This window comes from Anaeroplasma bactoclasticum, assembly GCF_003550015.1.
In the GTDB taxonomy this organism is placed as follows: domain Bacteria; phylum Bacillota_I; class Bacilli_A; order Acholeplasmatales; family Anaeroplasmataceae; genus Anaeroplasma; species Anaeroplasma bactoclasticum.
Genome location: NZ_QXEV01000016.1, coordinates 15763 through 40594, shown reverse-complemented (window position 1 = coordinate 40594; position 24832 = coordinate 15763). Strand labels below are relative to the sequence as shown.

Sequence of the window (24832 nt, the reverse complement as noted above, 5' to 3'; positions counted from 1 at the left end):
AGGAAAACATAAATAAACTAGATGATAAGACAAAGGCTCTAGTTTATGAATTTGCTGAAAGAGAAATATATGATGAAACCATTGATTTAAAATGCTTAAAATGTGATTATGAGGAACAAGATGTTGACTGGGAAATGATTGAAGAAATTTGGGATGGAAACAAATACCCAATTCTATACTGCCCAAAATGTGGTAAACCACATTATGTACCTTTAGATATTTGGAAAAAGAAAAACAAATATAAGAAATACTAAATCGAATTAATTTGTTTTAAAGCCTAGGTAACCCTAGGCTCTTTGTCGTTATAAATATAAAATTAAGCTTAATATACAATTTCCTAATAAATAAAAAATGCAGGCATCGCCTGCTATTCTTATTAAAGCAAATCATCTAAAATATCTAATATAAGATTTACGCCTTCAAAAATATGATCTGTTCTTCTTAATTTTTGTTCAGTAAGAACTTTAGGATCAGTATACACTGCTTTATTCATTGTATTAAAGCCATATGAAAAAGTTACAGTGGTTTTATCTTTATCAAATACTGCTTTTGCATCATATTTATGATATGTAATTGTATTTTCTTCTGTGTGAAGGTGCTTAATCCTACATGTATCTGATAATTCTTTTTTAAGTGCTTTTATTTCTACATCAGATAAATTCTTATATTCAATAGTAATATCCTTAACATAGCCCATAAGTGCAGCAACTATTGCACTATATCTTTCTTCATTAATAAATACCTTTGAGCCTTCTCTTTTATATGGAATACTACTTTGATCTAGCTTCTTTATAAACTCTTCAAGTCGAATACCATAATTTCCTATTGGTAATGTGTTTTTCATAACTCTCTCCTCCTCGTTATATATAACAATTCAATAAAAATTTTAGCATAATACAAAAGCAATTTCAAATTGAAAGAATAAAAGGCTTCCGCTGAAGCCTTTAGTTCTTTCTAGCATTATGAACAAATGCCTTTGTTTTTTCTTTGTCTCTTAAACCATCTTTTCCCCTACAGCCTGTATTCACATCAACGCCATAAGGATTACAATATTTTACTGCATCATATACGTTATCTGGATTTAATCCACCTGCAATAAATACAGGCTTATCTAATGTTTCAACTAATCTTTTATCTGTATCTAGATTATGGGATAATCCAGTACCACCAAATTGGTTTGTTTTTAAATTAATACTATCTGTAAAATAGAAATCTACATATTTCATTTTAGAAATATCATTTAAAAGATTTCCATCTGAATCAATATGAATTAATCTTAATAATTTTTTATTTGGTAATGCATTATGTATTTTTTCTACTTCACTCTCATCTAAATGAGAATGAAGCTGAATATAATCTACATCAATATATTTAGCAATTTCAATAATTTTATCTCCATCCTCTAGATGAGTAATTAATGTAGTTTTAATATCTTTTGGTAGATAATCTTTTATTTCTTTTGCTTTTTCTTTGGTAAGAAAATCATCAGATGTATGCATTTGACCTACCAATAAGCCTATAATATCTACACCTTCATTGACACACATAAGTGCGTCTTCTTTATTTCTAATACCTGCCATTTGAATATGTATCATTTTATACCTCTTTTATTCAATGATTCCACCAAGGGATACTAAGTCTTCTCCTTGAATACCTAAGCTAGAAGCATTATCTTTATAATATCTTACAAGATCTCTTACACTATAGCTTGAACTATTCATATAATAATCAACACCATTAATGGTAACATATGCCTTAGCATAAACAACCGTATTAAATTTGTCTTCAGTAACAGGAATTACTGCTGCCCACTGCGCAAAATTACCGTTAGGGTCAGCTTGAGTTTTACCATCAACATAAGATACTATTGCTGGATTACATTCATATTTAGTAAACTCTAAACCATCTTTAGATAATGCAACACCAAAGGATGCATTTTCATCTAATTCTAATAAAGCATCAAATATTTCTTTATCAATAATTGCACCAAAGCGAATATGCATATTACTGATTTCAATATCTACTTTATTAACAACTCCAACTCTCTTTACATATACAACAATATCTTTTCTATAAGATGATGATGCTGTATAGCAATTAAATAATTTATTCGTAGTATTAAATCCAATTTGATTACTAGCCACTTTCGTATCAACAATAACAAAAGAAACTGCATTTGTGTTATCATCAATGGAGACAGTAAAAGAGGATTTTGTTGTTAATTCATCTAATGCCTTAAATCCTGTACCAGATTCTTTATCATTGCCTAAATACTTATTATCAACTCTTAAAGAAATTGTCCCTTCTGTTGCGCCTGCACCAATAGTTATAACTGTTGAAGTTAATGGATCAGATATAATTCCATTATCTGCAGCAAGCCCTACAACGCCAAAATTACTTGTTTTAAAGGCACCCATTGTATAATCTTCTTCTAAAGATCCAATAATTATTTCATTACCAATAGATAAATCATCAAGACTTGTTACTTTTTCATAATATGTATCTTCTTCATCATAATAATTATTGGAGTAATTATACATTAAACTAGCCTTAGTATCTTCTCTAATAAACTCTGTTGGAGCATTTGTTTTATATCTATAAATATTTAAGTCATCAATATTTACATAAGATAAACCACTTGTATTTAGTTTTTCAAAGAAGAATCCAATTCTTGCCTTATCATATCCACCATTTGAGCTTAATTCAAAAGAATATGATTTTGCAGATGTAGTTAAATTAAAGGATTGTCCTTCCTGCCAGCTTAAACCAGAATCTGTGGAATACATAACATGTAATACACTTCCTGCTTGGCTAGCTTTAGCTTTAAAGGTTATTCTAGATAAGTTGTATACATCTTCTAACATGAAAAACTGAGCTTGTTGTAAGGAATTCTTTGCCACAGTTAATCTCATAGACTGAGAGTCTGAAATTGCACTTACTGTTGATGCAACTGCTTGATACCCACTCCACATAAAATTAGTTTTATGAGAGTATTGTTTATAATAATCATTGGAAGCGGTAGTTGCTGTAAAGCCTTCTGCTGCCTCAAAGCCTGTAGAATCAACTAAGAATTCATTCGTTCTTACTTCTGTATCAGGTGATTCAGGTTCTGTAGGATCTACTCCTTGATAATTACCAGAATTTTCAAATGCATATTCTACATATTCTGGATGATCAATAAATGGATTTCTATTCTTTTGGAACATATATACTACATTATTTCTATAGATTTCCCTATCAGAAACAGGATCCTGATAATGCCAAGCTAATATAGTAGAAAGCTTTGCAAGTCTACCATTTCCATTAGATATAGATGTAGTATCAGAATCATCAACAAGCATTAAATTAATATTCGCTGTTTTTGTTTCTGTTACATTTTTATTATTTTCATCCTTTACAACGTTTCCTTGTTCATCTAAAACATTTTCTTCCCAAGACATTGTAGTGTCATCATATTCACCATATCGAATCATCATATAAAGAAGCATTCTGGCTACATCGCCTTTTACTTCATCATTAGGTTCAAATACGCCATTTCCGTATTTGTTACCATAATTTTCTATATAGTCTCCAGTAACAATTCCAAAATCATTATTACTTTTTCCTATATTTAGTTTTCCTTCAGACGCTCTTAAATGATGACAATCTGAATATGGTTCACAGGTCTCTTTATTAAATCCATGAGATTTTGGCCATGTGTGCTCTCTATTCCAATATAGCTTATCAGCACTTGACTGATGGCTTCCATTTTCTATAGATAAGCCCGTATATAAGCACTGTATATGTCCTTCATTATATGGATCTGCATCTGCATAAGAATCAATATTCCATGCAGCAGTATAAGGATTTTTTACATAATTTGCAGAAATAACATCGTGAAGAGTTTCTCTAAATGTAGCTTCATCTACTGTTGTATCAATACTATCATAATATCCTGTTGGAATATTTTGAGCAGTACAGCTCATTAAATAGTATGAATTTGATGCATAGGAATGAACATTTAATAATAATGCGCCAAGCCCTAAAAATCCAAGCGCAAGTAATGGTTTTTGTAATCTCATAAAACACCTCCTATACCCAAGGTAAATCCGCTTGACCACTAGAGGTTTCTACTGGAGCTGTAGTTGTCTCAGTTGTTGTCTCCGTTTGAGTTTCTGTAGTGGTTTCTGTTGTAGTTATTGTTTCAGTAGTTACTGTTTCTGTTGTTGTCTTAGTTGTAGTTTCTACACTAGTAGTTGTTTCTACTGTAGTAGTAACTGTAGTTGTTGCAGTTGAAGTATTAGCACCTCCATTACAAGATACTAAATATACTCCAAACCCTAACATGAATAGTGGGATTATATATCTTTTTTTCATGGAAAAAACTCTCCTTTACGAAACAATTATACAATAGATTGTATAAAATAAAAAACTGTAAATTGTTGAAAATTACAATTTACAGTTCTATTTTTTATTTTCCCAAGCAAAACTTAGTAAATAAAGCAGTAATAAGCTCATCTGGATTAGCTTCTCCTGTTATTTCTCCTAAGTAATCAAAAGCATTTTTAATATCTATTTCAATTAAAGAAATATCATATCCTAAATCCATTGCGTTCTTTGCGGAATTTAAGGATTCCATTGCTTTTTCCATTAAGCTTGTTTGACGTGTATTATTTAAATAATTACCATTCATAGAATCAATAGAATCTATTTTAGTTACTTCTTCAATTCTTAAGGCTAGAGCATCTAATCCTTCCTTGTTCTTTGCAGAAATATAAATCATTCCTGGTAAGGATATTTCTTCTTTTAAATCCATCTTATTTCCAATAAGAATACGATTCTTGTCCTTAGTCATTTCAAGAAGCTTTTTATCTGTTTCATCTAATTCCTTTGAAGCATCAACAACAAGTAAAACTAAATCTGCCTCATCCATTGCCTTTTTACTTCTTTCAATACCAATAGATTCAACATAATCAACAGATTCATGAATACCTGCAGTATCTATTAAATGTAAGGTTACATTACCTAAGGTTAATGTACCTTCTACGATATCTCTTGTTGTACCTGCATAGCTAGATACAATAGCCTTATCCTCATCTAATAGCATATTTAATAAGGAACTTTTACCTACATTAGGCTTACCAATAATCGCAGTTTTAATACCATGGATTGCAACTGTAGTTATTAAAGAATTCTTTAATATTTGTTGCATTCCTATAATTAAATCATCAACAATAGGCTTTAAATATTCATGAGTAACATCTACTGCATCCTCATATTCAGGATAATCAATATTTACTTCTATTTTTGCTAATATATCTAAAATTTTATCTCTAAAGCTTTTTATTAATTTCGATGTTTGACTTCTTAAGGAAGCATTAGATGATTTTAAAGCAATCTTATTTGATGAAGAAATAATATCCATAATGGATTCTGCTTGAGTTAAATCCATTTTGTGATTTAAGAATGCTCTTTTAGAGAATTCTCCTCTTTCTGCTAGACGGAACCCATTCTTTAATAATGTATTTAAAACCTGGTTTGTAACATAAATACCACCATGGCAAGAAATCTCTACCATGTTTTCACCATCAAAGGATTTTGGGGCTAAATATACTAAGGCTAATACCTCATCTATTTCTTCTTCATTATCCATAATATGACCATAATGAATGGTGTGTGATTTTACTTTAGTTAAATCCTTACCCTTAAATATTTTATTTACTAGGGTAATTGCTTCAGGCCCAGATGCACGAATTACTGATATAGCACCAATACCATATGGGGTTGCGATTGCACAAATATTATCCACCATAATTGTCCCCTCCTTTTTTGCATATTCATTATACAAAATTTGGGGGTATATTTCAATTTAATGACGTTTTTTATAAACAATAATACCCATAATTCCAATCGCAATTAATAATGTAGAACCTATAGATAAGGATAGAATTAATGGTAAATGATTTTCTTCTTCAATAACTTTTGGAATATCAAAGGAAATATCATTTTTCTTTTCTGTTGTGACAATATCATATTCAATACCATCATCTCCTAAATCGATATATAAATCATATTCCCCATCTAAGGCATCTAAATTAAATGCTTCGCTAGATAAATTAGAACCATCAATATCATAGCCTAGGGATTGGAATAGTGCTACAATCTCTTCCTTTTTTAGTGGTTCTCCTCTTTCTGTTAATATGACATATTGATCTATAGTTAATACTGGAGATGTATGATCTTCTACATATACATAAAAATTAACAGATACTTTATTTCCTATAGAATCACTTGCAGAAACCAAGAATGCATATGCACCTAGATTCATATAATTATTCTCATAATCATCTAAATCAGAAACCTCTATAGAATTAGATACATCACCATCATAATCATCTCTTGCAGTAAATAATGCCTTTATTTCATCTATAGTATATCTTGTATGATAATCTGTATGAATTACTTTACTATAAGCTAAGATTGGAGGAATCTTATCCTCTACAGTAATTATGAAATCAAATGTATTCACATTATGATAATTGGATTTATCTACTGCAGTTATTTTAGATTCATAATCACCAACAATATTTGGGCTATTTAGGTAGTCAGTTATATCTAAAGTAATATCTACCCCTGAATCATCAAAAACGGAAAAACAAGCTAAAATATCCTCTTCTGTTAAGACTTCATCATATTTAGTTATTATAGATTTTGTTTGATGAATTTCAGGTATTACTAAATCAACTACATCGATAAATACCTTTTGAATTGTAACATTTTTAGCTTCGTCATAAACAACTAGCATAAAGGAATAAACACCAATGGATGAGGTTTCATAATCATAAGTATTATCTAATATTTCATAAGATGTATTCGTTGCATCTATAATAGATAAACCATCTAATATCTCATCCATTGTTTTCTTATTCTTATAGCTCATTACAATATGTAAATCATTATCAATATAGCTTTCGTTATAGGTATAAGTTAATCCCATTAAAAATGAGAAGGAATATGCTTGAGCAACGGATAAATAATCCTCCAATAAATCTTCATCATTTACTGCTATATAAATAGGAGTATCTTCCTTTACAAAGACCTTTCTATAATCATTTACATATTCTCCAATATTAAATTCTTTATCTACCAATATGGTATAGGAAAATTCATCTTGAAAATCAATACTATAAAACATTTCCTCATCAAAGAAATATTCTATTCTTTTTAATAAATCATTTTCATAGTATTGATTTTCTAATAAATAATGACTATCCTCATCAATCATTCCATATAAATAAGAGGATACTTTTCCAGTTTCTACATTTCTGCCTAAATCATAATATAATTTATCAAATAACGTAGAATCAACATAATACATTCCCTTTACCACATTAAAGGAATTTAATCTAGATACATTGTCATAATTTCCACAAGATACAATACTTGCGGAAGATGGAATCATAAATATTCCAAAAAATAGCATAATTGCTGTAATAAGTGAAAGAATCTTCTTTTTCATTTTTATCACCTTTTTTCCCTTTCATTAAATAAATAGTCAGAAAAGATAAAAAAATTGACAAAAAAAGAAAAAATCTGCAAAAAAATTGCAGATTTTACTTTTTAACCTCACTTACGAACTCATATAGCTCTAAAGCTTCGCTCTTTTTTACAGTAGCTTCTAAAGACTTAACTCTAACAGTTACAATCTTATTTCCAAATTCGATAGTAATTAAATCTCCAACCTTTAGCTCTTTAGATGGCTTGGCAGGCTTATCATTTACTAAGATTCTTTCTGCTTCAGCAACCTCTTTAGCTAAGGTTCTTCTTTTAATTAATCTAGAAACCTTAAGATACTTATCTAAACGCATCTTATTCGCTCTCTTTATTATCGTTATTTGTTTCAACTAGATTATCGTCTACGTTGAATTCTTTTTCTTCTAAAGCTTCTGTCTTATTCTCTTCAGGCTTTTCATCTAAAGCTTCAGTTTTAGGCTCTGTTGGAGTATCTATAGTCTCTACAGGAGAATTAACTTCCTTTGGTGCTACACCCTTAGTGTATTTTTCATCACACCACTGTAAGTGACCTGTTGCGACAATCTCATCAATATCTCTTTTGTTAATTGTTTCAATCTTAAGTAGATATTCAGCGATATTTGTTAATAAATCCATGTTTTCAGAAATTACCTTACGAGCTCTTTCATAGCACTCTTCAATAATTCTTCTTTGTTCACGGTCAATTTCTAATGCAACCTGATCAGAGAAATTCTTTTCCTTTAGGTAATCTCTACCTAAGAATACAGAACCACCCTGCTGTTCATATTGAACAGGACCAAGCTCAGACATACCAAATTGTGTAACCATGCTTCTAGCTAGGTTTGTAGCATTTTGGAAGTCATTAGATGCACCGGTTGAAACCTCATTAAATACTAATTCTTCAGCAACTCTACCACCTAAGAAGCCAGTAATTGTTTCTAGCATCTGAGTTTTAGTGTGGAAATAAGTTTCTTCCTTTGGCATCATTAGGTTATATCCACCAGCCTGACCTCTTGGTACAATTGTAATCTTTTGTACCTGGCTTGCGTTTTCAAGCTTAATACCAACAACTGCATGACCAGCTTCATGGTATGCAACTAATCTTCTTTCCTTTTCGGTATACTTCTTAGATTTCTTAGCAGGACCCATCATTACACGGTCTGTTGCTTCATCGATATCTCTTGGAGTAATTACCTTACGGTTATCTCTTGCAGCAAGTAATGCTGCTTCATTTAATAGGTTTTCCAAATCCGCACCAGAGAATCCTGGAGTTCTTTGAGCTACATCACCAAGTCTTACATCTGGAGATAGGTGCTTATTTCTAGCATGAACTGCTAAAATAGCTTCTCTTCCTCTTACATCTGGATTAGAAATAGTAATCTGACGGTCGAAACGACCTGGTCTAAGTAAAGCTGGGTCTAGTACATCTGGACGGTTTGTTGCAGCCATAATGATAATACCTGTATTACCATTGAAACCATCCATTTCAACTAATAGCTGGTTTAATGTCTGCTCACGCTCATCGTGTCCACCGCCAAGTCCTGCACCACGCTGTCTACCTACCGCATCAATTTCATCGATGAAGATAATACATGGAGCATTTTCCTTAGCAGTTTTAAACATATCACGTACACGGGAAGCACCAACACCAACAAACATTTCAACGAAGTCAGAACCAGAAATAGAGAAGAATGGTACTCCTGCTTCTCCAGCTACTGCCTTAGCAATTAATGTTTTACCTGTTCCTGGAGGACCTACAAGGATAACACCCTTAGGTACTCTAGCACCAATTTCATTATACTTTCTTGGGTTTTTAAGGAAGTCGACGATTTCAACCATTTCTTCCTTCTCTTCATCACAACCTGCAACATCCTTAAATGTTACACTCTTACCTCTAGATAGCTTAGCTGTGGATTTTGCAAAATCAAATGCTCCACCAGCACCACCCTGGCTCTTCATTAAGCTTCTAAATAAGAAGAAGAAAATGATAGCCATAATAATATATGGTAGGAAGCTAATTAGAATAGATAACCACATATTATCCTGTACAGGAACTAAATAGAATTTATATCCTGCATATTTTGTAATAAATGAAGATAATATGTCATTTGTTACATTAATAGTAAATCCAACAGTATCACCATTTCCATTAATATATGTACCTGTTAGGTTATACATTAAATAATTATCTCCACCAACTGGAGTTGCGTTAATTGTTCCTGTTACCTTACCAGAATCAAGAGCATTAACAAATGTTTGATAATCTAATGTATCCGGATTACTCTTAGTAAAGCCACGGATTAAGAAGAAAATACAAACAATTAAGATAACAACCACAAGGATAAAGACAATGTCAAATCTTCTTCTTGACTTCTTTTCCTGAGGCTCTTTTTGGTTATTGTCCTGCATAAATACCTCCTACTTCGAATAAACCTTTTCTTTTAATACACCAATATATGGTAAATTACGATAATGCTCATTATAATCTAAGCCATATCCTACAACGAATTCATTAGGTACAAGTCCACCGACATAAGCAGGTGTAATATCTACCTTTCTTCCTTCTGGCTTATCTAATAAAACACATATTGTAACACTTTTAGCTCCTGCTTCTACTAACATTTTTCTTACAGCATCTAATGTTCTACCTGTATCTAAGATATCATCAATTAAAATGACTTCTCTATCTTTAACTATAGGTAATCCTCCCTTAACTGTAACAACACCAGTAGACTTTGTTCCATCATAAGATGATACTTTCATATATTCTAATGTACAATCAATATCCACATATTTTAATAAATCAGACATAAAAGGAATACATCCCTTTAAAAGTCCAATAAATAATGGATTTCTTCCTTGATAATCCTTAGAAATTTGTGTACCTAGTCTTTCAACAATGTGTTTAATTTCATCTTCAGAAACGCTAATCTTCTGAATATCATCATTCATCATGCTTTATAACCTCACAAACTAAATAAATATCTCCACTATTTTTCTGTTTTGAAACAGAATCACTTTTGGCATAATCATATACCCAAAGTATTTCTCCATTTCCATTAATTACTACAGGAACTTGTGATCTATTCTCCTTAGGAACCTTCTTATCAATTAAGATTCTAGATACCTTTTTTGTACCTACATTAAGGTGAATATTATCCCCTTCCTTTATATATCTAATGGTAAATGGGAATTCTAAAACATTATAGCATAAATTAATGCTTTTTGCCAAAATATTATTATGTGATTTTGTGAAATAAAACATATAGTTTCCAATTGTAATGGTATCCTCTAGATTCATTAGATAAGAAGCATCGCTTATTTCTGTTTTTAAAACAATTTTTCCTATATTATAGCTTCTTACAAATAGATATTTTCCTTCTAAATGAATCTCTTTAGAACCATTAGATTCTTCCATTATTTTTAATATTTTAAGAATAATATCATTATTCTTTCTGATATTATTATTCTCTAATAATAAAGCGATAATATCCTTTCTTAAAGCGATATCTAAACCATTAAAGGATTCATAGCTTATTTCATCATTATTTTCCTTTAAATAGGCTTTACTTTGTCTTCTAATATAATCAAATGCCTCATGTGCTTGAATAGAATATTCCTCAATTTTCTCACCTAAGGAAGGACATTCCGCCTTTAATAAAGGAACTACATGATGTCTTAATCTATTTCTTAAAAAATCATCCTGATGATTAGAAGAATCCTCAAAATAAACTAAATTATTGTTTTTAACATAAGAATATATTTCTTCTTTATCTACACAAAGAAGTGGTCTTATAATTTTATATTCTCCATCATCATTTAATATTGCAATACCACCATAACCATATAGATTAGAGCCTTCCATTAATTTCATTAATACAGTTTCTATTTGGTCATCCATATGATGGGCTGTTGCAATCATATTTGTATTATATTTAGCACATAATTCTTTAAAGAAATTATATCTTGCATTATGAGAATCATTATGGAAATTATCCATTCCATCATAATGATAATTTAAAAGCTCAAAAGGAATAGATAAAGAATCTGCAAATTTCTTCATTTCTGCCTCTTCTATTTCTGATTCCTTTCTTTTGTGGTGGTTTACATGAGCTAAGATAACCTTATATCCTAATTTATATAATACATATAAAAGAGCTACAGAATCTGCACCACCAGAAACTGCAACAATTAAAGGCTTATCAATTATTAAGTTTTGTTCCTTTAAAAACTTTGCAATCTTTTTTTCCATACACTCTTTTAAAAAGGCTCTCAGGATTCTTGAGAGTCTTTTTCTTCTTCCTTTTCATAAGATACAATATCTAATACGTCACCACGTAAATCCCAATCCTGATTTGCTCCTACAGCAAATTTAACACGAACAATTTGGTTTTCTTTTCCTCTTAATTCTGATGCATAATTTTCAGCATCAGGTGTTATAGTACCAGCAAAATAATATTTAAATGCTGCACCATTTTCTTTGTAATTAATATCCTTTAATGTATATAATCCATATTGATTTTTAGATACATGTGCATCAAATTCATATACATTTCCTACAGCATCTTTACCTAAATTATATATTTCTTCTACAGTTTTTGATGTGTCTACCGCATCCCAAGATGGTGTATTATTTCTAGAAATAATCGTTAAATTATAAGGATTATATACCTGAGGGGTATTAAATCTTACGCTCTTAATTCCAGAAACATAAACCTCATCACCAACCTCAACATCCTCTGCCATATTACCATAAACATACACTGTACCTGTAGAATCTGTAACATAAAAGCCTGCACGATACTCTGGATGATCTCCAGAAGCATATAGGAATGCTGAAACAATTCCATGCATTGAAACCCTTGAACCAACCTTAGAATTTAAAACATCCGCAATAGTCATAGAATCATCTTCTAAAGCAGCTACTGTAATTTCAAAATCTCTAGATACAGCTGCATCTCTTAAAAATGCACTTGCTGTTATCTTTACCTTTTGATCTACTCCACCTCTTGGATGAAGTACATTCGCTGTACCACCATTGATAGATATTATTCTTTCATTAGAGGATGACCAATTAATAATGATATCATCAATAAATGTATCAAGTAAAAATGTATCCTCTGGCTCTTCAGGTAGCTCAATAGAATTTAAGGTATTCTTTAATAAAATCTCATCTACAGATTCTAATCCCTCTTGAAATCCTAAATATCTTTCTTGAGCCCCTTGGGCTTTATCTTTATCTTCATTACGCAGAGATGACATTGCGGTATGACCCATTGTAGCTAAGGCCGCGATGGCTGCAGCTAAACGGTTTTTAACCTTCATAAAATCACTCCCTGTTATTTAATTATTCTATAGCAAAGATATCAATTCCTTTACTACATAGCATATTATACTATAAAAATTCAAGTATCTAAAGGAAACTTTATGTGAAAACTCACAAAAATAATGTGTTTTGTAAACAACAAAAAGGGTTTCGAACCCTCGAAACCCTTAATGTTAATTTTCTCAATTAGTTTTTCTCAAAAACTGATTATTCAACTACAGAATAATGAATAACAATTCTCTGGAAACGTACCTGAGTATTTTTAGTTACATTTGAATTATCATCAATTAATGTGAATGTAGTACCATTAACTGTATAAACGCCATCAGCGGCAGTTAAGACTGTATCGCCAGCCTTAACTACTGCACATGCGCCATCAGATTCAGTATCAAATTGAATTAGAACCCAATCAATCTTATAACCTGTTTCTGTTGTAAATGTTAAGCTATTTCCATTAGCTTTTCCTTTTGTACCATATAAACGAACGCCATCAGTTCTAATTGCAGTATCGTTTGAACCATCGCCCTTAGCATATGTTACTTCAAAAATATCATCATTTAAACCTAAAGTAGTTGTCAAATTAATACCCTCTGCAGCTGCTGTAGTATTTGAAGTAACTGTAGAATGTGCGTTTGCAGTATTTGCATCATATACCTTGAATGTAATATCCTTAGTAGCTGTTACATCATCTCCAAGTTTAACTGTTGCAGTAACTGTAACAGTAGAAATAGTCTCACCTAATGTTACACTCATCTTATTATCTGTAATTGTTACACCTGTTCCAGACTTAACTGCCCAAGAAATTGTTGTATCTGTAAAGATTGTACCTGCTGTAGCTAACTGTACATCAGTAGCATTTGCAAACTGATCTGCGATTGCAAGTTCAACTCTTGTAGCATTTACCTTTTCTTGTGGAGTTGCATCTTCAGCACTATAAATTACTGCAGTTCCTTTTGCAGTTTCTTTTGTAGCACCATATAAAGCATACTCTCCAGAAGCTGTAATTACCTGACCAACTGTAAGATTGCTATAATCTAATGTTGAGCCTTCTTTTACAGCACCGAATACTTCAAATTCATTAATACCATCTGTAATCATTGCATATGGATCTTTACCTGATTCAGTATAAACCTTAGTTACAACACCCTTAATGAATACTTCATCACCGACTTTAACATCAGTTATGCACTCTGTAACATCCTTAAATTCTACTGGCTGTACATCAAAATAGAATTCTTCTACTAATTCCTTATCACCACATGTTAATGTAACTGTGAACCAAATTCTAGTTGTTGTTCCAACCATACCGAATGTAATATTGCCACCATCAACTGTTGCCTTATCAGATTCAGTCTTCTTTGCATATGTAGCCTTTACATCACTGAATACAGTACCTGAAGTAGGTAATACAACTGTAGCACCAGATTTTACTTCAGAAGCAATTGCAGCTGCAGTTCTTTCAAATTCATACTCAAGCTTTTCTTCTTTTGTCTTAGTTAAGCCAGTTGCTAAATATAATGCACCCTTCCACTGACCATCATTTCCAATATAAGAATCACTAGAAGCTGAGATTGTATTATATGTATTATAAGTACCAAAGAAATAATTCTTTCCACCTACAGTACCAACCCATGCACCATGCTCAGAATCATATGCCCAAGCAAACTGCTCATCAGCAAGATCTAGCTTACCAGCAGATGTTAATGATAAGTACTTACCATTAGCAAGCTTAATTGCATAAGAAGATTCCATCTTCTCAACTGTAACAGTAATAGCCTGTGCTGGAGCTGTTGTAGTTGCAAGTCTGTTAGATGCAATAGCACCTGTTGCATATAATACTTGACCAAGCTTTTCCTGATTTAATCCTAAGAAATAAACCTTATCTTCTTCTGGAGCAGTAACTGCAACATTATCAGAAACATATCTTGGCTGATTCTTAATTGTTAATTCAACTACCTTTGTATCTGTTTCATCACCTAAAGTGAATGTTACATTTAAAGTTACCTTTGTATCTTCATCAACAGAATCAATAATTAATTTAGAAGTAGCTGGATCAAATGTAGCAATATCAGAAGCAACTAATTCATAAGAAATCTGAACTGCAGCAAATGTCTTACCAGCTGTAGGTAAAGTATATTCTCCTAAATCATCAATATCTAATTCTAATGCTTCCTTTTCTGCAGCAACCTTATCAGCAGCAGTCATTTGCTTTGTATAGATTTCAATTTCCTTAGCAAATGAAACGCCATCCTTAGCTGCAGTAACTGTAACCTTGATTGTCTTTTCTGTTGTTTCTGGAGTAATAGTTAATACATTACCTTCCCAAGCACCTAAGCTAGATGCCTCAATAGTAAGTTCAACACCATCTGCAGTTGTAATTGTAGTCTTATCTAAAGTAAATACTTCAGTAATTGCATCTGGGAATTTTGCAAGTGCAGCAAATACCGGATCAACTAAATTCTTTAATTCGCCTAAAGATGCATTTGCATCATCAGTTGTCTTAGTGAATGTTGTTTCATCAGAAACATAAATACAATAACCATTATTATTAGATAAAATACCAGTTACGTTAACGAAATCACCAACAGCAAGTGTCTTAACCTGTGTTTCAGCTGCCTTAGCAATATCGCCATCTAATGTTGCAGCATATTTAGATAATTGAACCTTTACTTGTACGCCAGCCTTTTCTAATGTAGCAAATACACCACCGCTCTTAGCTGTAGTTGTTGCATCAATATCAACAACCTTCCAAGAAGTAAGATTTACTCTTTGGCCTGTATGATACATTAATTCCTTATCGCCCTGGCTATATTTTACAAATAACTGATCAGCAGCAAGACCCTTTGTTACTAATTCTAATTGCTCTGTTGTAAGTGCAGGAAGTTCTGTAGAAACCTTAACGATATTTTCCTTATTCTGACCTACTTCAATTAAGCCATTGTAATCTGTAGACTTACATGCTGGAATTTCAACTGGTGTACCAATTTCTAATTGATCCCAAGTTTCTTGGTCACAATATGCACGATATACATAGTAACCTCCTTCTAATGTCTGGTCTACAACATATAAATAACCATTACCATAAGAAGCATCAAATCCTGCCTTGTGTGCAACATAACCCTTTAATGTGTATGCTTCTGCACCTGGTTCATCATAGAATGTATGTAATAATTCTAATGCAGTTCTTACATGGTAAACATTTAATCTATAATTACGAGATAACTTCTCTTTCTTATATGTAAATTCAGCCTTGATTTGAGCCTTTTCTCTATTTTGCTGCTGAACTACATGGATTGTCTTTCCATCTTCATCAACACTTAAATACTCCTTTGCAGAATCAGGAATGCTCCATTCAATTGTAACAGTTTGCTTATTGAATTCAAATGAAGTTGGAACTTCAAAATCATCTTCAACTGTTCCATTATTATATGCAAACTTGAATGAATCGATTGCATCAGAAATAGTATATGGATTAACTAATACTGTAAACTGTCTTTTTGCTTCTCCACCAGCAAAAGTAATAGATGCAGTTAATGTAACTGTTACTGCTTCCTCTTCTGGTCTATCAACTGTTGCAGTGAAAACACCCTTTGTCTCATCGATAGTAGTACCAACTTTAACTAATTCATTATCAGATTCCCAATCAATAGTAACCTGTGTTTCGCCACTTGCTAAGTAAGCAGGAAGTGAAACATTACCACTAACAGCAGTACCATCCTGTTCGAAAATCAAATTAGCTAATAATTTTTCTGCTGCCTCATTAACTTTATTATCAGTTGTAGTTGTTGGCGCTGGTACAGTAGTTGTCTTTTCGTCAGTTGTTGTAGTCTGGTTATCATTTCCACAAGAAGCTAGCGCAAATACACCTGCAGCTGCAACTCCTAGTGCAGCGCGGGATAAAAATTTCTTCATTTTAAATATTTCCTCCTAAACCTTTTTATATATATTATTATTATTTAAAATTAAAGTTTGAATAGCGTAATACATGAATTACTTGACTGCCATCTTCCTCTTGAATACCTGTTGTAGAGAATTTCTTTCCAACAAGAGATGTTGCATTAAATCCATCTTCAACAGTAGTGTAGAAGGTAAATGTTACAGTTTCAGCATCATCTGCATTTTTATTAAAATCATAAGTATTTACAGCTGTTGCAGTTATAGTTAATGTATTTCCTTCGACTACTGCTGCAGTTACGGTTGCATCCTTATATAATGTCTTTTTCTCGAAATAATCCTTATATTCAAGATTAGAATTAAACTGAATATAATAATTCTTTTCTTTACGAGTTAAGTAGTCTCCACCAGTTTGCATTGGAACATAAGTTATACCAGAAACTTGGTATTGACCACTGTACTTTTGAACAGTTCCAGTAAATGTATATAAGCTACCAACCTTTATATATTTTGTTGCATTAGAGCTTGTATAACCTGTATATACATTTATTGTATATTGATTTCCATCTGAATCATAATCCGTTACCTTCCATGTATATGTTCCAGATCCAGAAATTTGAACATTTGAAACATATCCATCGAAACAAACCTTTTTACCTACTCCTTCTTCAGCATCATAATAATTATCAAAATTATCATGAAGATCTTTTACAGAAACGTATTCTGAATCTTCAGAGAAATATGGGTCTTCATCGTTACTCCAAATATGAAGTGGAACTCTTCTTGCGAATGTTTGTGCATTTTCAAAATAATCAAAATATGCATCTTCTACTAAAGCTTTAGATTTAGAATAACCATTTTCAACAATTTCAAGATTCAAATTCTTCCATGCTGAATCTGCTGTTTCTTTATACCAAATATATGCAAGGTATCTAGAACCATAAGAATCAACTACTGGAGGAGTTTGAGATCCTTCAAGTAATAGCGCATAAGCACTTTCTAATTTCTTCTTTGTGTAAAGAGATGCGCTTTTTCCCCATTTTTCAACACCACCAGTAGATTCTGGTGTATCTACAGAATAAAAACGAATAGTTACGGATTCACCACTATGCTTACACTTAAAATTAGCAGTATCGCCATCGGTTGCTGTTTGTAATGTAACCTCTTCTATACCATCGGTAAGGAAGCTTGATGTATCACTATAGCTCTTTGTAAGAGTCAATGTCTTTGTTATATCATCATAATTATCCTTTGGTACAAATGTTGTTGTAGTAGGAGTTGGATCTTCTGTTGTTGTTTCTGTAGTTGTTACAGTTGTAGTTTCTGTTGTAGTTGGAGTTATTTCCTTTGTTGTAGTAGGATTAGATTCTCCACAGCCAACAAGGCTTATGCCTGCAGCAAGAGCTGCTGCAGACACTGCCAAAAACTTAAATACTTTTTTCTTCACTTTTACTTACCGCCACAAGCCTTGTAAGCATCAGCTAAAGCTTCTGCTCCAGTCTTCTGACCACGAATTACATATAATAACGCAGCTTCCATCTGGTCTCTGGCTGTTGAAGAACCACTGAATGCTGGAGATGTATAGAATCTGTCACTCATTGTTGCAGCAACACCTGCAGTAACAGCAACGATAGACTCACCCTCTAAGAAATCTGCATATTCATCAATAGAGAATGTGCTAATTCTAGTTGGGTTATATCCAGAAGTCATTGAGAATGCTGCTTGGAATGTTGCATCCTCTAAGCACTTAACAAATTCCCAAGTCATTAACTGTCTTTCAGTCTCGTTCTTAGCCTCAGACTGGAACATAACTAAAGATGGACCCTGAGAAATTGCTGAAGAATTAACAGTACCATCTGCCTGTACAGAACCTGGCATTGGTGCTACACCCCATGTAAAGTCATCTGTTGCCTGATGAGATGCTCCACCAGATGAACCAATAGAGAATACTGTTCCACCATTTTCAGGACCCTTAACGAATAATCCAGATGTATATCCGCCGTTTTCAGTCTGAGTTGTGAAATAATAATCTTCATACTTCTCATATAAATCATCTAGCCAGTTAGCAAGATTATTGTTATTGAATAAGAAATGAGGTTCAGCTGCTGAAGTATAACCCCAACCATTTTGCTCTGCCATAGTAATTACCCAGTTTGCTTCTGAGTCATATCCTAAAGGAGTACACTTAGGGTAAACTTCATTTAAAGTCTCACAAGCAGCCCAAAGCTCATCCCAAGTTGTAGGTACTGTAAGACCTGCTGCATCTAATGCATCCTTATTATAATATAAAACCTCTGTTGACTTTACGAATGGGAATGTTAAGATATCGCCATCTTTGTATCCATATTCAGCATATGCACCATAATTTGTTGCGAAACCTTCCTTATAATAACCCTGAACGAAGTCAGCAAGTTCTTCTTCAGTATAACCAATTCTTTCACCATTTAATGTACCAGTTGCATTTACATAATCGCTCATGTCAACTACCTTACCAGTCTTTAGATACTGTGCAACATGGTCAGCATAGCAGTATGCTAAGTCTGGCTGATTACCTGCAGCTAAACCAGCGATACATCTAGAACGTACATCATTATATCTACCGATTTGAGAATGCTCAATTGTCCAATCAGGATACTTTGCATTGAATGCATCAATTGCAACCTGTAATGTTTCCTGTAAGGAATCACCCATTGTGTGATAGAAAACAATAGTCTTGTCTTCACTAGAACCACTAAAATTAGAAGTATTTAAAGTGGCAGTTAAATCTAAAGTTTTGTCCTCATGAAGTCCAGTTGGAATTGGAGCCTCAGTAGTTGTTGTTGAACCACCGTCTGTTGTTGTCTCAGTGTTTCCTGTCTTTGTTGCATTAGAATCTCCACCACAAGATGCTAATGCTAGTGCTGCAAAACCAAATAGCGTTGCAACTCCTAAATAAACCTTTTTCATATTTTTATTTTTCTCCTTTTAATCTTTATTTAAAATTACGTTTTTAACGCAAATTTTAACAATTTTTAACCCTTTGTTCCACTCTTAGATACACCATGCATGATGTATTTACGGAAGAACATAAATAATATAAACAATGGGAATGAAACTAAGCATGCGGCACACATACGTAATGTTGTTAAAGAATCTCCCTTAGGCCATAAATTAGTTGGATATAAAGTTCCATCGTTTGAGAATCCTGAAGTCATCCAGTTGGAAATCAAATGATAGTCTTCTGTATTAACTAACCTTGGCCAAATATATGAATTCCAAGTTGCGATAAACTTTAATAGTGTAATAGAAATTAATGTAGGTGCAGCAAGAGGAATCATTACTTTAACTAAGAACCTCATATTGCCACATCCATCCACCTTTGCCGCTTTATATAGCGATTCAGGTATCGATTTAAATGTGTTTCTCAGTAGATAAATGTAATAAATACTTACTAAGAACGGTAAAATCATAACAATATATGTATTTGTCCAACCAAGCTTAGAAACAGTAACATAATTTGTAATTGTGTATAATTCACCAGGAATCATCATTGTACCAAGCATTAAGGAGAATAGTATACCTTTACCCTTAAATTCGATTCTTGCTAAAGCATAAGCTGTAAGAATAATTACAACTATACCAAATATTGTTGATACAACACCAATTAAAACAGTATTGAATAAAGCCTGGCCAAATTTATTGTTTACATTTGTTAGCATGTAAGAATAATTCTGCCACTTAAATTCTTTAGGGAAGAATGTAGGGGTTGTTAATCTATATTCATCTTCTGTCTTTAAGGATGAAATAATCATCCAATAGAATGGCAAGAATGCAAAAAATGCACAAATAGTTAAGAACAGGTAAGCTCCTGTTGCTTTAGTTATATCTAATGCCTTTTGTTTTCTTTTTTCTTTTTCAATATCAAGACCGGTTTTTTCTGGGCTTGCTTTTACATTTGTAGCTTCCATCTTACCCCTCCTAATAATGAACTTTCTTTTTACTTACGTACATATTAATTGCCGTAAATATCATAATAATACCAAACAAAATTAACGAACCCGCCGCGGCGTAACCCGTTTGTTGTAGATTAATACAATCATATACATAACCAACCATAGTACCCATTTCACCACTATTCATATCTTGGCCAAAAATACCTATGATAGAAGAATAAACCTTTAAACCACCCATCATACCTGTAACAAGTAAGTAAGATAACATTGGTGAAATTAGTGGAACTGTAATCCTCCAAAGAGTAGTATTTTTGGAGGCTCCATCAATTTTTGCAGCATCATAATACTGCTTATTAACATTTTGTAAGGCACTAAACAAAATTAAAATCTTAAATGGTAGTCCTGCCCAAATAGAATAAATAACAACAACAAGTCGATTTCCCCATGGGTTTCCTGTTGATAGCCACATCTGCCATTGACCGCCAAAGGCCCTAATTATATCATTAACCAAACCATAGGATGCTGTACCTAGAACCTCTCTTTCTTTCTTTGTTCCAATTACATCAAAGAAAGTAGCAAATACGGCACCCATAGATAATGCGTTTGTTAAATATGGTAAGAATAATACCGTTTGATATGCCTTTTGAACTGCTTTAATCGAATTTAAAGCAACTGCGATTAATAATGCTAATAGCGTAGAAATAGGAACAGATACAATCGCAAAGAACAATGTATTATCTAATGCAGTTAAAAATTTCATACCTGTTGTTCCTGTATCATCTAAAATTACTGCACGGAAATTATCAAAACCAATAGTTATATTTTGTGTAATATTACCTTTTTCATAATGCTCCATGAATGCTGAAATAAAGGACATTACAATAGGATAAAAGGTAAATACAGCCATTAAAATTACTGCTGGTAAGACGAATAACCAACCACCAATAGTATCTTTAGCTACTCTTTTAATGTGGTTTTTTCTTCTTCTTTTTTTCTCTTCTTCTATTGCTTGTTTTCTTGCCTCATCATCAAGAATAATACCATTTTCCACTATCTCAACCTCTCTTCCGTATCGCCATCGAATAAGAAGAACTTATTAGGCTTTAAATTAAACTTAAGTTCAGTTGCATCAGTAGGAATTGCTAAATCAGCATCTACAATTGCACGAACAGAAGGTTTAGTTGAATCCATATGTGAAGATACAATGGTTTTATCTCTACCCATTACTTCAACATGCTGTAAGCTTAATGTTAATACTCCCTTTGGATCATATATAAATCCTTCAGGACGAATACCAACATAAATCTTATAGCAATTCGTATCGATAGATTGCTGAATTTGACTAATTCTATTCTTTAATGCTTCATATTCTGTTTCTAACTGCTTAACAGCATTATAAAGCTTCTTATGAGTCTTAACTGCTCTTTCAGGTGTTAAATCCTGAGTTCTTTCATCAAATGCATTCTTAGCCTGTAAGAATTCTTCATGCTTTCTATCAGCTTCATCCTCAAGTAGAACTAATCTAGCCTTGTAATCATCTTTGAATTCCTTATCTGTATCGCAGATTTTTTCATCTCCAATATAAACTCCACCATCATGGATAGTACCTGTAAAAATATTGATTGGAGGTGTACCTAAGAAATTTGCAACGAATAGGTTCGCAGGGTCATCATAAATGGCCTGTGGCTCACCAATCTGCTGTACAACACCAAGCTTCATAATAACCATGATATCGCAAATAGACATTGCTTCTTCTTGGTCGTGGGTTACGAATACTGTTGTAATACCAGTTTCAACCTGAATTCTCTTGATTTCCTCACGAGTTTGTAAACGAAGTCTAGCATCCAAATTAGAAAGTGGCTCATCAAGTAATAATACATTAGGCATCTTAACTAATGCTCTTGCGATGGCAACTCTTTGCTGCTGTCCACCAGAAAGCTCAGATGGCTTTCTTCCCATTAATTCTTCAATTTGAACTAAGCCTGCAGCCTCTAATGCTCTTTGCTTAGCTTCTTCTTTAGGAATTCTCATATTTGTTAATGGGAACATAATGTTCTGCTCAACAGTCATGTGTGGGTAAAGTGCATAATTTTGGAAAACTAAACCAATACCTCTTTTTTCTGGTGCTAAGTCTGTAACGTCATCATCACCAAAGAAAATACTACCACTTGTTGGCTCCTCAAGGCCGGATAGCATAAATAGTGTTGTAGACTTACCACATCCAGAAGGTCCAAGCAAACCTACAAGTTTTCCACTAGGAATTTCGATACACATGTCGTTAACTGCTGTAACTTCATGGTCTGTCTTTTTTCTAGCAGGGAAGATTTTTGTTAAGTTATTAATAGTAATCTTCATTTTAACTACTCCTCTTTTTTATTGTCTGGTTCTTCTACCAGATTATTTTCGTTTAAAGCTTTTCTTAAGCTAACATCAACATTCATCTTAAAGCCTCTAACAGCCAAGGATTTTGGTAAATTTTCAGATTCATAGCCTGGAGCCTCAAGCCATGCATTCATATAAACACCAGCATGTGTTCTTTGTGTAACTGAATAATTATTCTCCTTTGAAAAAATCATGTTGATTTCATCCGTCTCATTATGATAATGGACGGTAATATTAATACCACAATCTTCAGGGACCTTAAGGGTTACTGTAAGCTGTGTGTAATAATCTGTGCCATAAACATTAACCTGTTCGGCTGGATTATTATCTTCTTCCTTGCCCATCTTTCTTCTAATCTTCTTATAAACCCAATAACAAACAGCTGGGATAAAGCGTGGCCATAATAGAATGTCTCCTAAAAGGTAAATAATTAAGAAATAAATTAAAACAATGATTGCTCCTGATTTATTTGCAAGAGCTTTTTCATTTTGATAGCTACACTTTTCATAATTAGCATTTTTTGCAAGGAATTCTTTTTCTAAATCTACTAGCCTTGAATCCTTTGAATTTTCATTAAAAACAGTAACGAATTCTGTTAAGGATGCATGGAATTCATTTGTAAAATCTAAATGTGTGTTTACGCTAATATAAGCCTTTCCATCACAATCTAAGAAAGTAATGTTTTCGATATTTGCTACTCTCTTTTCTAAAATTTCAAAATAAATATAATTGTAATTTACAAGAGTAACAACCGTATCATACATTCCATCATCATTAGTATCGTGATTTAAAAGACTAATATCGACATTAGAAACTAAACCATCACCTGTTCCCTTGCCAGGCTGATATGTTGCTTCGTCATAATTTATAACTAATGAGGTTCTGTTATTAATTAAGCCGTTTGCTTTATATCTACCACCAAGGTTATAGATGAAACCAGAATAGGATTTATAAGCATTTTCTTCTTGCTTCTTATCCTCTTCTTTATTATCAATGACAGAAAGTGTTCTAAATAGTACAATTCCTGTTCCATCTTGGAAAGTTTCTTGATATGCAATTTCTTTATCGTCATATCCAGCTAATAGATTTACACTTCTTGCATATTCACCATTGTTTAAGTATTCCTCTAAATGCTTTGGTAAATCCTTTGTCATTATGAGACCAGGAGATACTAAAGCAATTAGAACACCAATTCCAATCGTAAATATGTAATAAAGGATTGTTAAAAAAATTTTCAACTTCTTATTCATTTTTGATTTACCTACAATTTATTCTTCTATAGGTGCTTTTTCGTCTTCTTCTTGTGCTTCTTGGGCAGTGGCTTCATCTACCTTTAAAGCGTCCTCCATTTGGGGTTCGGTAGCACTTACTACCTCTTCAGCTGTAAAATCAGTTTCAGGAGATTCAAGTTCAGCTTCTAAAGCTTCCTTAACTTCTACAGCCTCCTCACTTAAGGAATCATCAATAGAGATTTCCTCAGCTTGAGTCGTTTTCTGGTTTTGTTTAAATAATATTTCTCTTCTTGCTAAATTTTTTCTTGCTTCAGCAAATTGCTTACGCTTGAAAACAGGAATTAAGAAATAAATGATGACTATAACTGCAACAGCTATAGCGCAAATAACAAAGAACCAGATGTCGACGGTTTTAAAACCGTGTAATAAAAACATATAATCACCTCGATGTTCTCTATAATATAAATTATAATTTATATTGAGCAATATTACAACAAATTTTTCAAAACGTTTTCATAAAAACTTCGTTATCAAATAGAATTTTATAAAATGGA

General features: G+C 32.6%; 20 protein-coding genes. 1 reads left to right on the top strand and 19 read right to left on the bottom strand.

Going from position 1 to position 24832, the window contains the following annotated elements:
• Positions 1-254, top strand: a 254-nt coding sequence (locus EI71_RS10190) for a hypothetical protein (protein WP_162849759.1), incomplete at its 5' end; no start/stop codon positions are given.
• 122 nt (positions 255-376) lie between these two features.
• Here the strand turns inward: EI71_RS10190 and EI71_RS06905 are convergent.
• From EI71_RS06905 to EI71_RS06815, 19 genes are all read right to left on the bottom strand, one after another.
• On the bottom strand, positions 377-844 hold the full coding sequence (locus tag EI71_RS06905) for a hypothetical protein (protein WP_119016526.1): 468 nt from the start codon (positions 842-844) through the stop codon (positions 377-379).
• Positions 845-944: 100 nt separating this feature from the next.
• A complete protein-coding gene (locus tag EI71_RS06900; RefSeq protein ID WP_119016525.1) occupies positions 945-1595 on the bottom strand; it encodes a phosphoribosylanthranilate isomerase in 651 nt (216 codons plus the stop codon).
• A 12-nt stretch (positions 1596-1607) separates the two neighbouring features.
• On the bottom strand, positions 1608-4061 hold the full coding sequence (locus EI71_RS06895) for an endonuclease I family protein (RefSeq protein ID WP_119016524.1): 2454 nt from the start codon (positions 4059-4061) through the stop codon (positions 1608-1610).
• A gap of 10 nt (positions 4062-4071) precedes the next feature.
• Complete coding sequence (locus tag EI71_RS06890; RefSeq protein ID WP_119016523.1) at positions 4072-4356, bottom strand: hypothetical protein; 285 nt, start codon at positions 4354-4356, stop codon at positions 4072-4074.
• Between the two features lie 94 nt (positions 4357-4450).
• Positions 4451-5791 carry a tRNA uridine-5-carboxymethylaminomethyl(34) synthesis GTPase MnmE gene (gene mnmE, locus EI71_RS06885; RefSeq protein WP_162849852.1) on the bottom strand — a complete coding sequence of 447 codons (1341 nt, stop codon included), beginning with the start codon at positions 5789-5791 and terminating at the stop codon, positions 4451-4453.
• Between the two features lie 57 nt (positions 5792-5848).
• The gene (locus tag EI71_RS06880) at positions 5849-7498 is read right to left on the bottom strand and encodes a hypothetical protein (protein WP_119016522.1); all 1650 of its coding nucleotides are present in this window, start codon (positions 7496-7498) and stop codon (positions 5849-5851) included.
• Between the two features lie 94 nt (positions 7499-7592).
• Positions 7593-7847: an RNA-binding S4 domain-containing protein gene (locus tag EI71_RS06875; protein ID WP_119016521.1), complete on the bottom strand. Its 255-nt coding sequence runs from the start codon at positions 7845-7847 to the stop codon at positions 7593-7595.
• Position 7848: 1 nt separating this feature from the next.
• Positions 7849-9921: an ATP-dependent zinc metalloprotease FtsH gene (ftsH, locus tag EI71_RS06870; RefSeq protein ID WP_119016520.1), complete on the bottom strand. Its 2073-nt coding sequence runs from the start codon at positions 9919-9921 to the stop codon at positions 7849-7851.
• Between the two features lie 9 nt (positions 9922-9930).
• Positions 9931-10467, bottom strand: a complete 537-nt coding sequence (gene hpt, locus EI71_RS06865) for a hypoxanthine phosphoribosyltransferase (RefSeq protein ID WP_119016519.1) — start codon at positions 10465-10467, stop codon at positions 9931-9933.
• Complete coding sequence (gene tilS / locus EI71_RS06860) at positions 10457-11764, bottom strand: tRNA lysidine(34) synthetase TilS (RefSeq protein ID WP_162849851.1); 1308 nt, start codon at positions 11762-11764, stop codon at positions 10457-10459. Before tilS ends, hpt begins: the two co-directional genes overlap by 11 nt.
• A 20-nt stretch (positions 11765-11784) precedes the next feature.
• Positions 11785-12837 carry a single stranded DNA-binding domain-containing protein gene (locus EI71_RS06855; RefSeq protein WP_162849850.1) on the bottom strand — a complete coding sequence of 351 codons (1053 nt, stop codon included), beginning with the start codon at positions 12835-12837 and terminating at the stop codon, positions 11785-11787.
• 208 nt (positions 12838-13045) lie between these two features.
• Positions 13046-16750: an immunoglobulin-like domain-containing protein gene (locus EI71_RS06850; protein WP_119016516.1), complete on the bottom strand. Its 3705-nt coding sequence runs from the start codon at positions 16748-16750 to the stop codon at positions 13046-13048.
• Positions 16751-16790: 40 nt separating this feature from the next.
• Positions 16791-18179: a thermonuclease family protein gene (locus EI71_RS06845; RefSeq protein ID WP_119016515.1), complete on the bottom strand. Its 1389-nt coding sequence runs from the start codon at positions 18177-18179 to the stop codon at positions 16791-16793.
• Positions 18180-18181: 2 nt separating this feature from the next.
• The gene (locus EI71_RS06840; RefSeq protein WP_119016514.1) at positions 18182-19678 is read right to left on the bottom strand and encodes an extracellular solute-binding protein; all 1497 of its coding nucleotides are present in this window, start codon (positions 19676-19678) and stop codon (positions 18182-18184) included.
• Between the two features lie 65 nt (positions 19679-19743).
• Entirely contained in the window at positions 19744-20679 is a 936-nt protein-coding gene (locus EI71_RS06835; protein ID WP_119016513.1) for a carbohydrate ABC transporter permease, read from the bottom strand.
• Positions 20680-20689: 10 nt separating this feature from the next.
• Positions 20690-21715 carry a carbohydrate ABC transporter permease gene (locus tag EI71_RS06830; protein ID WP_119016512.1) on the bottom strand — a complete coding sequence of 342 codons (1026 nt, stop codon included), beginning with the start codon at positions 21713-21715 and terminating at the stop codon, positions 20690-20692.
• Positions 21715-23019: an ABC transporter ATP-binding protein gene (locus EI71_RS06825; protein ID WP_119016511.1), complete on the bottom strand. Its 1305-nt coding sequence runs from the start codon at positions 23017-23019 to the stop codon at positions 21715-21717. The genes EI71_RS06830 and EI71_RS06825 overlap by 1 nt, the downstream gene beginning before the upstream one ends.
• Positions 23020-23024: 5 nt before the next feature.
• Complete coding sequence (locus EI71_RS06820) at positions 23025-24296, bottom strand: hypothetical protein (RefSeq protein ID WP_119016510.1); 1272 nt, start codon at positions 24294-24296, stop codon at positions 23025-23027.
• Between the two features lie 18 nt (positions 24297-24314).
• The gene (locus tag EI71_RS06815; RefSeq protein ID WP_119016509.1) at positions 24315-24713 is read right to left on the bottom strand and encodes a hypothetical protein; all 399 of its coding nucleotides are present in this window, start codon (positions 24711-24713) and stop codon (positions 24315-24317) included.
• Positions 24714-24832: the final 119 nt, after the last annotated feature.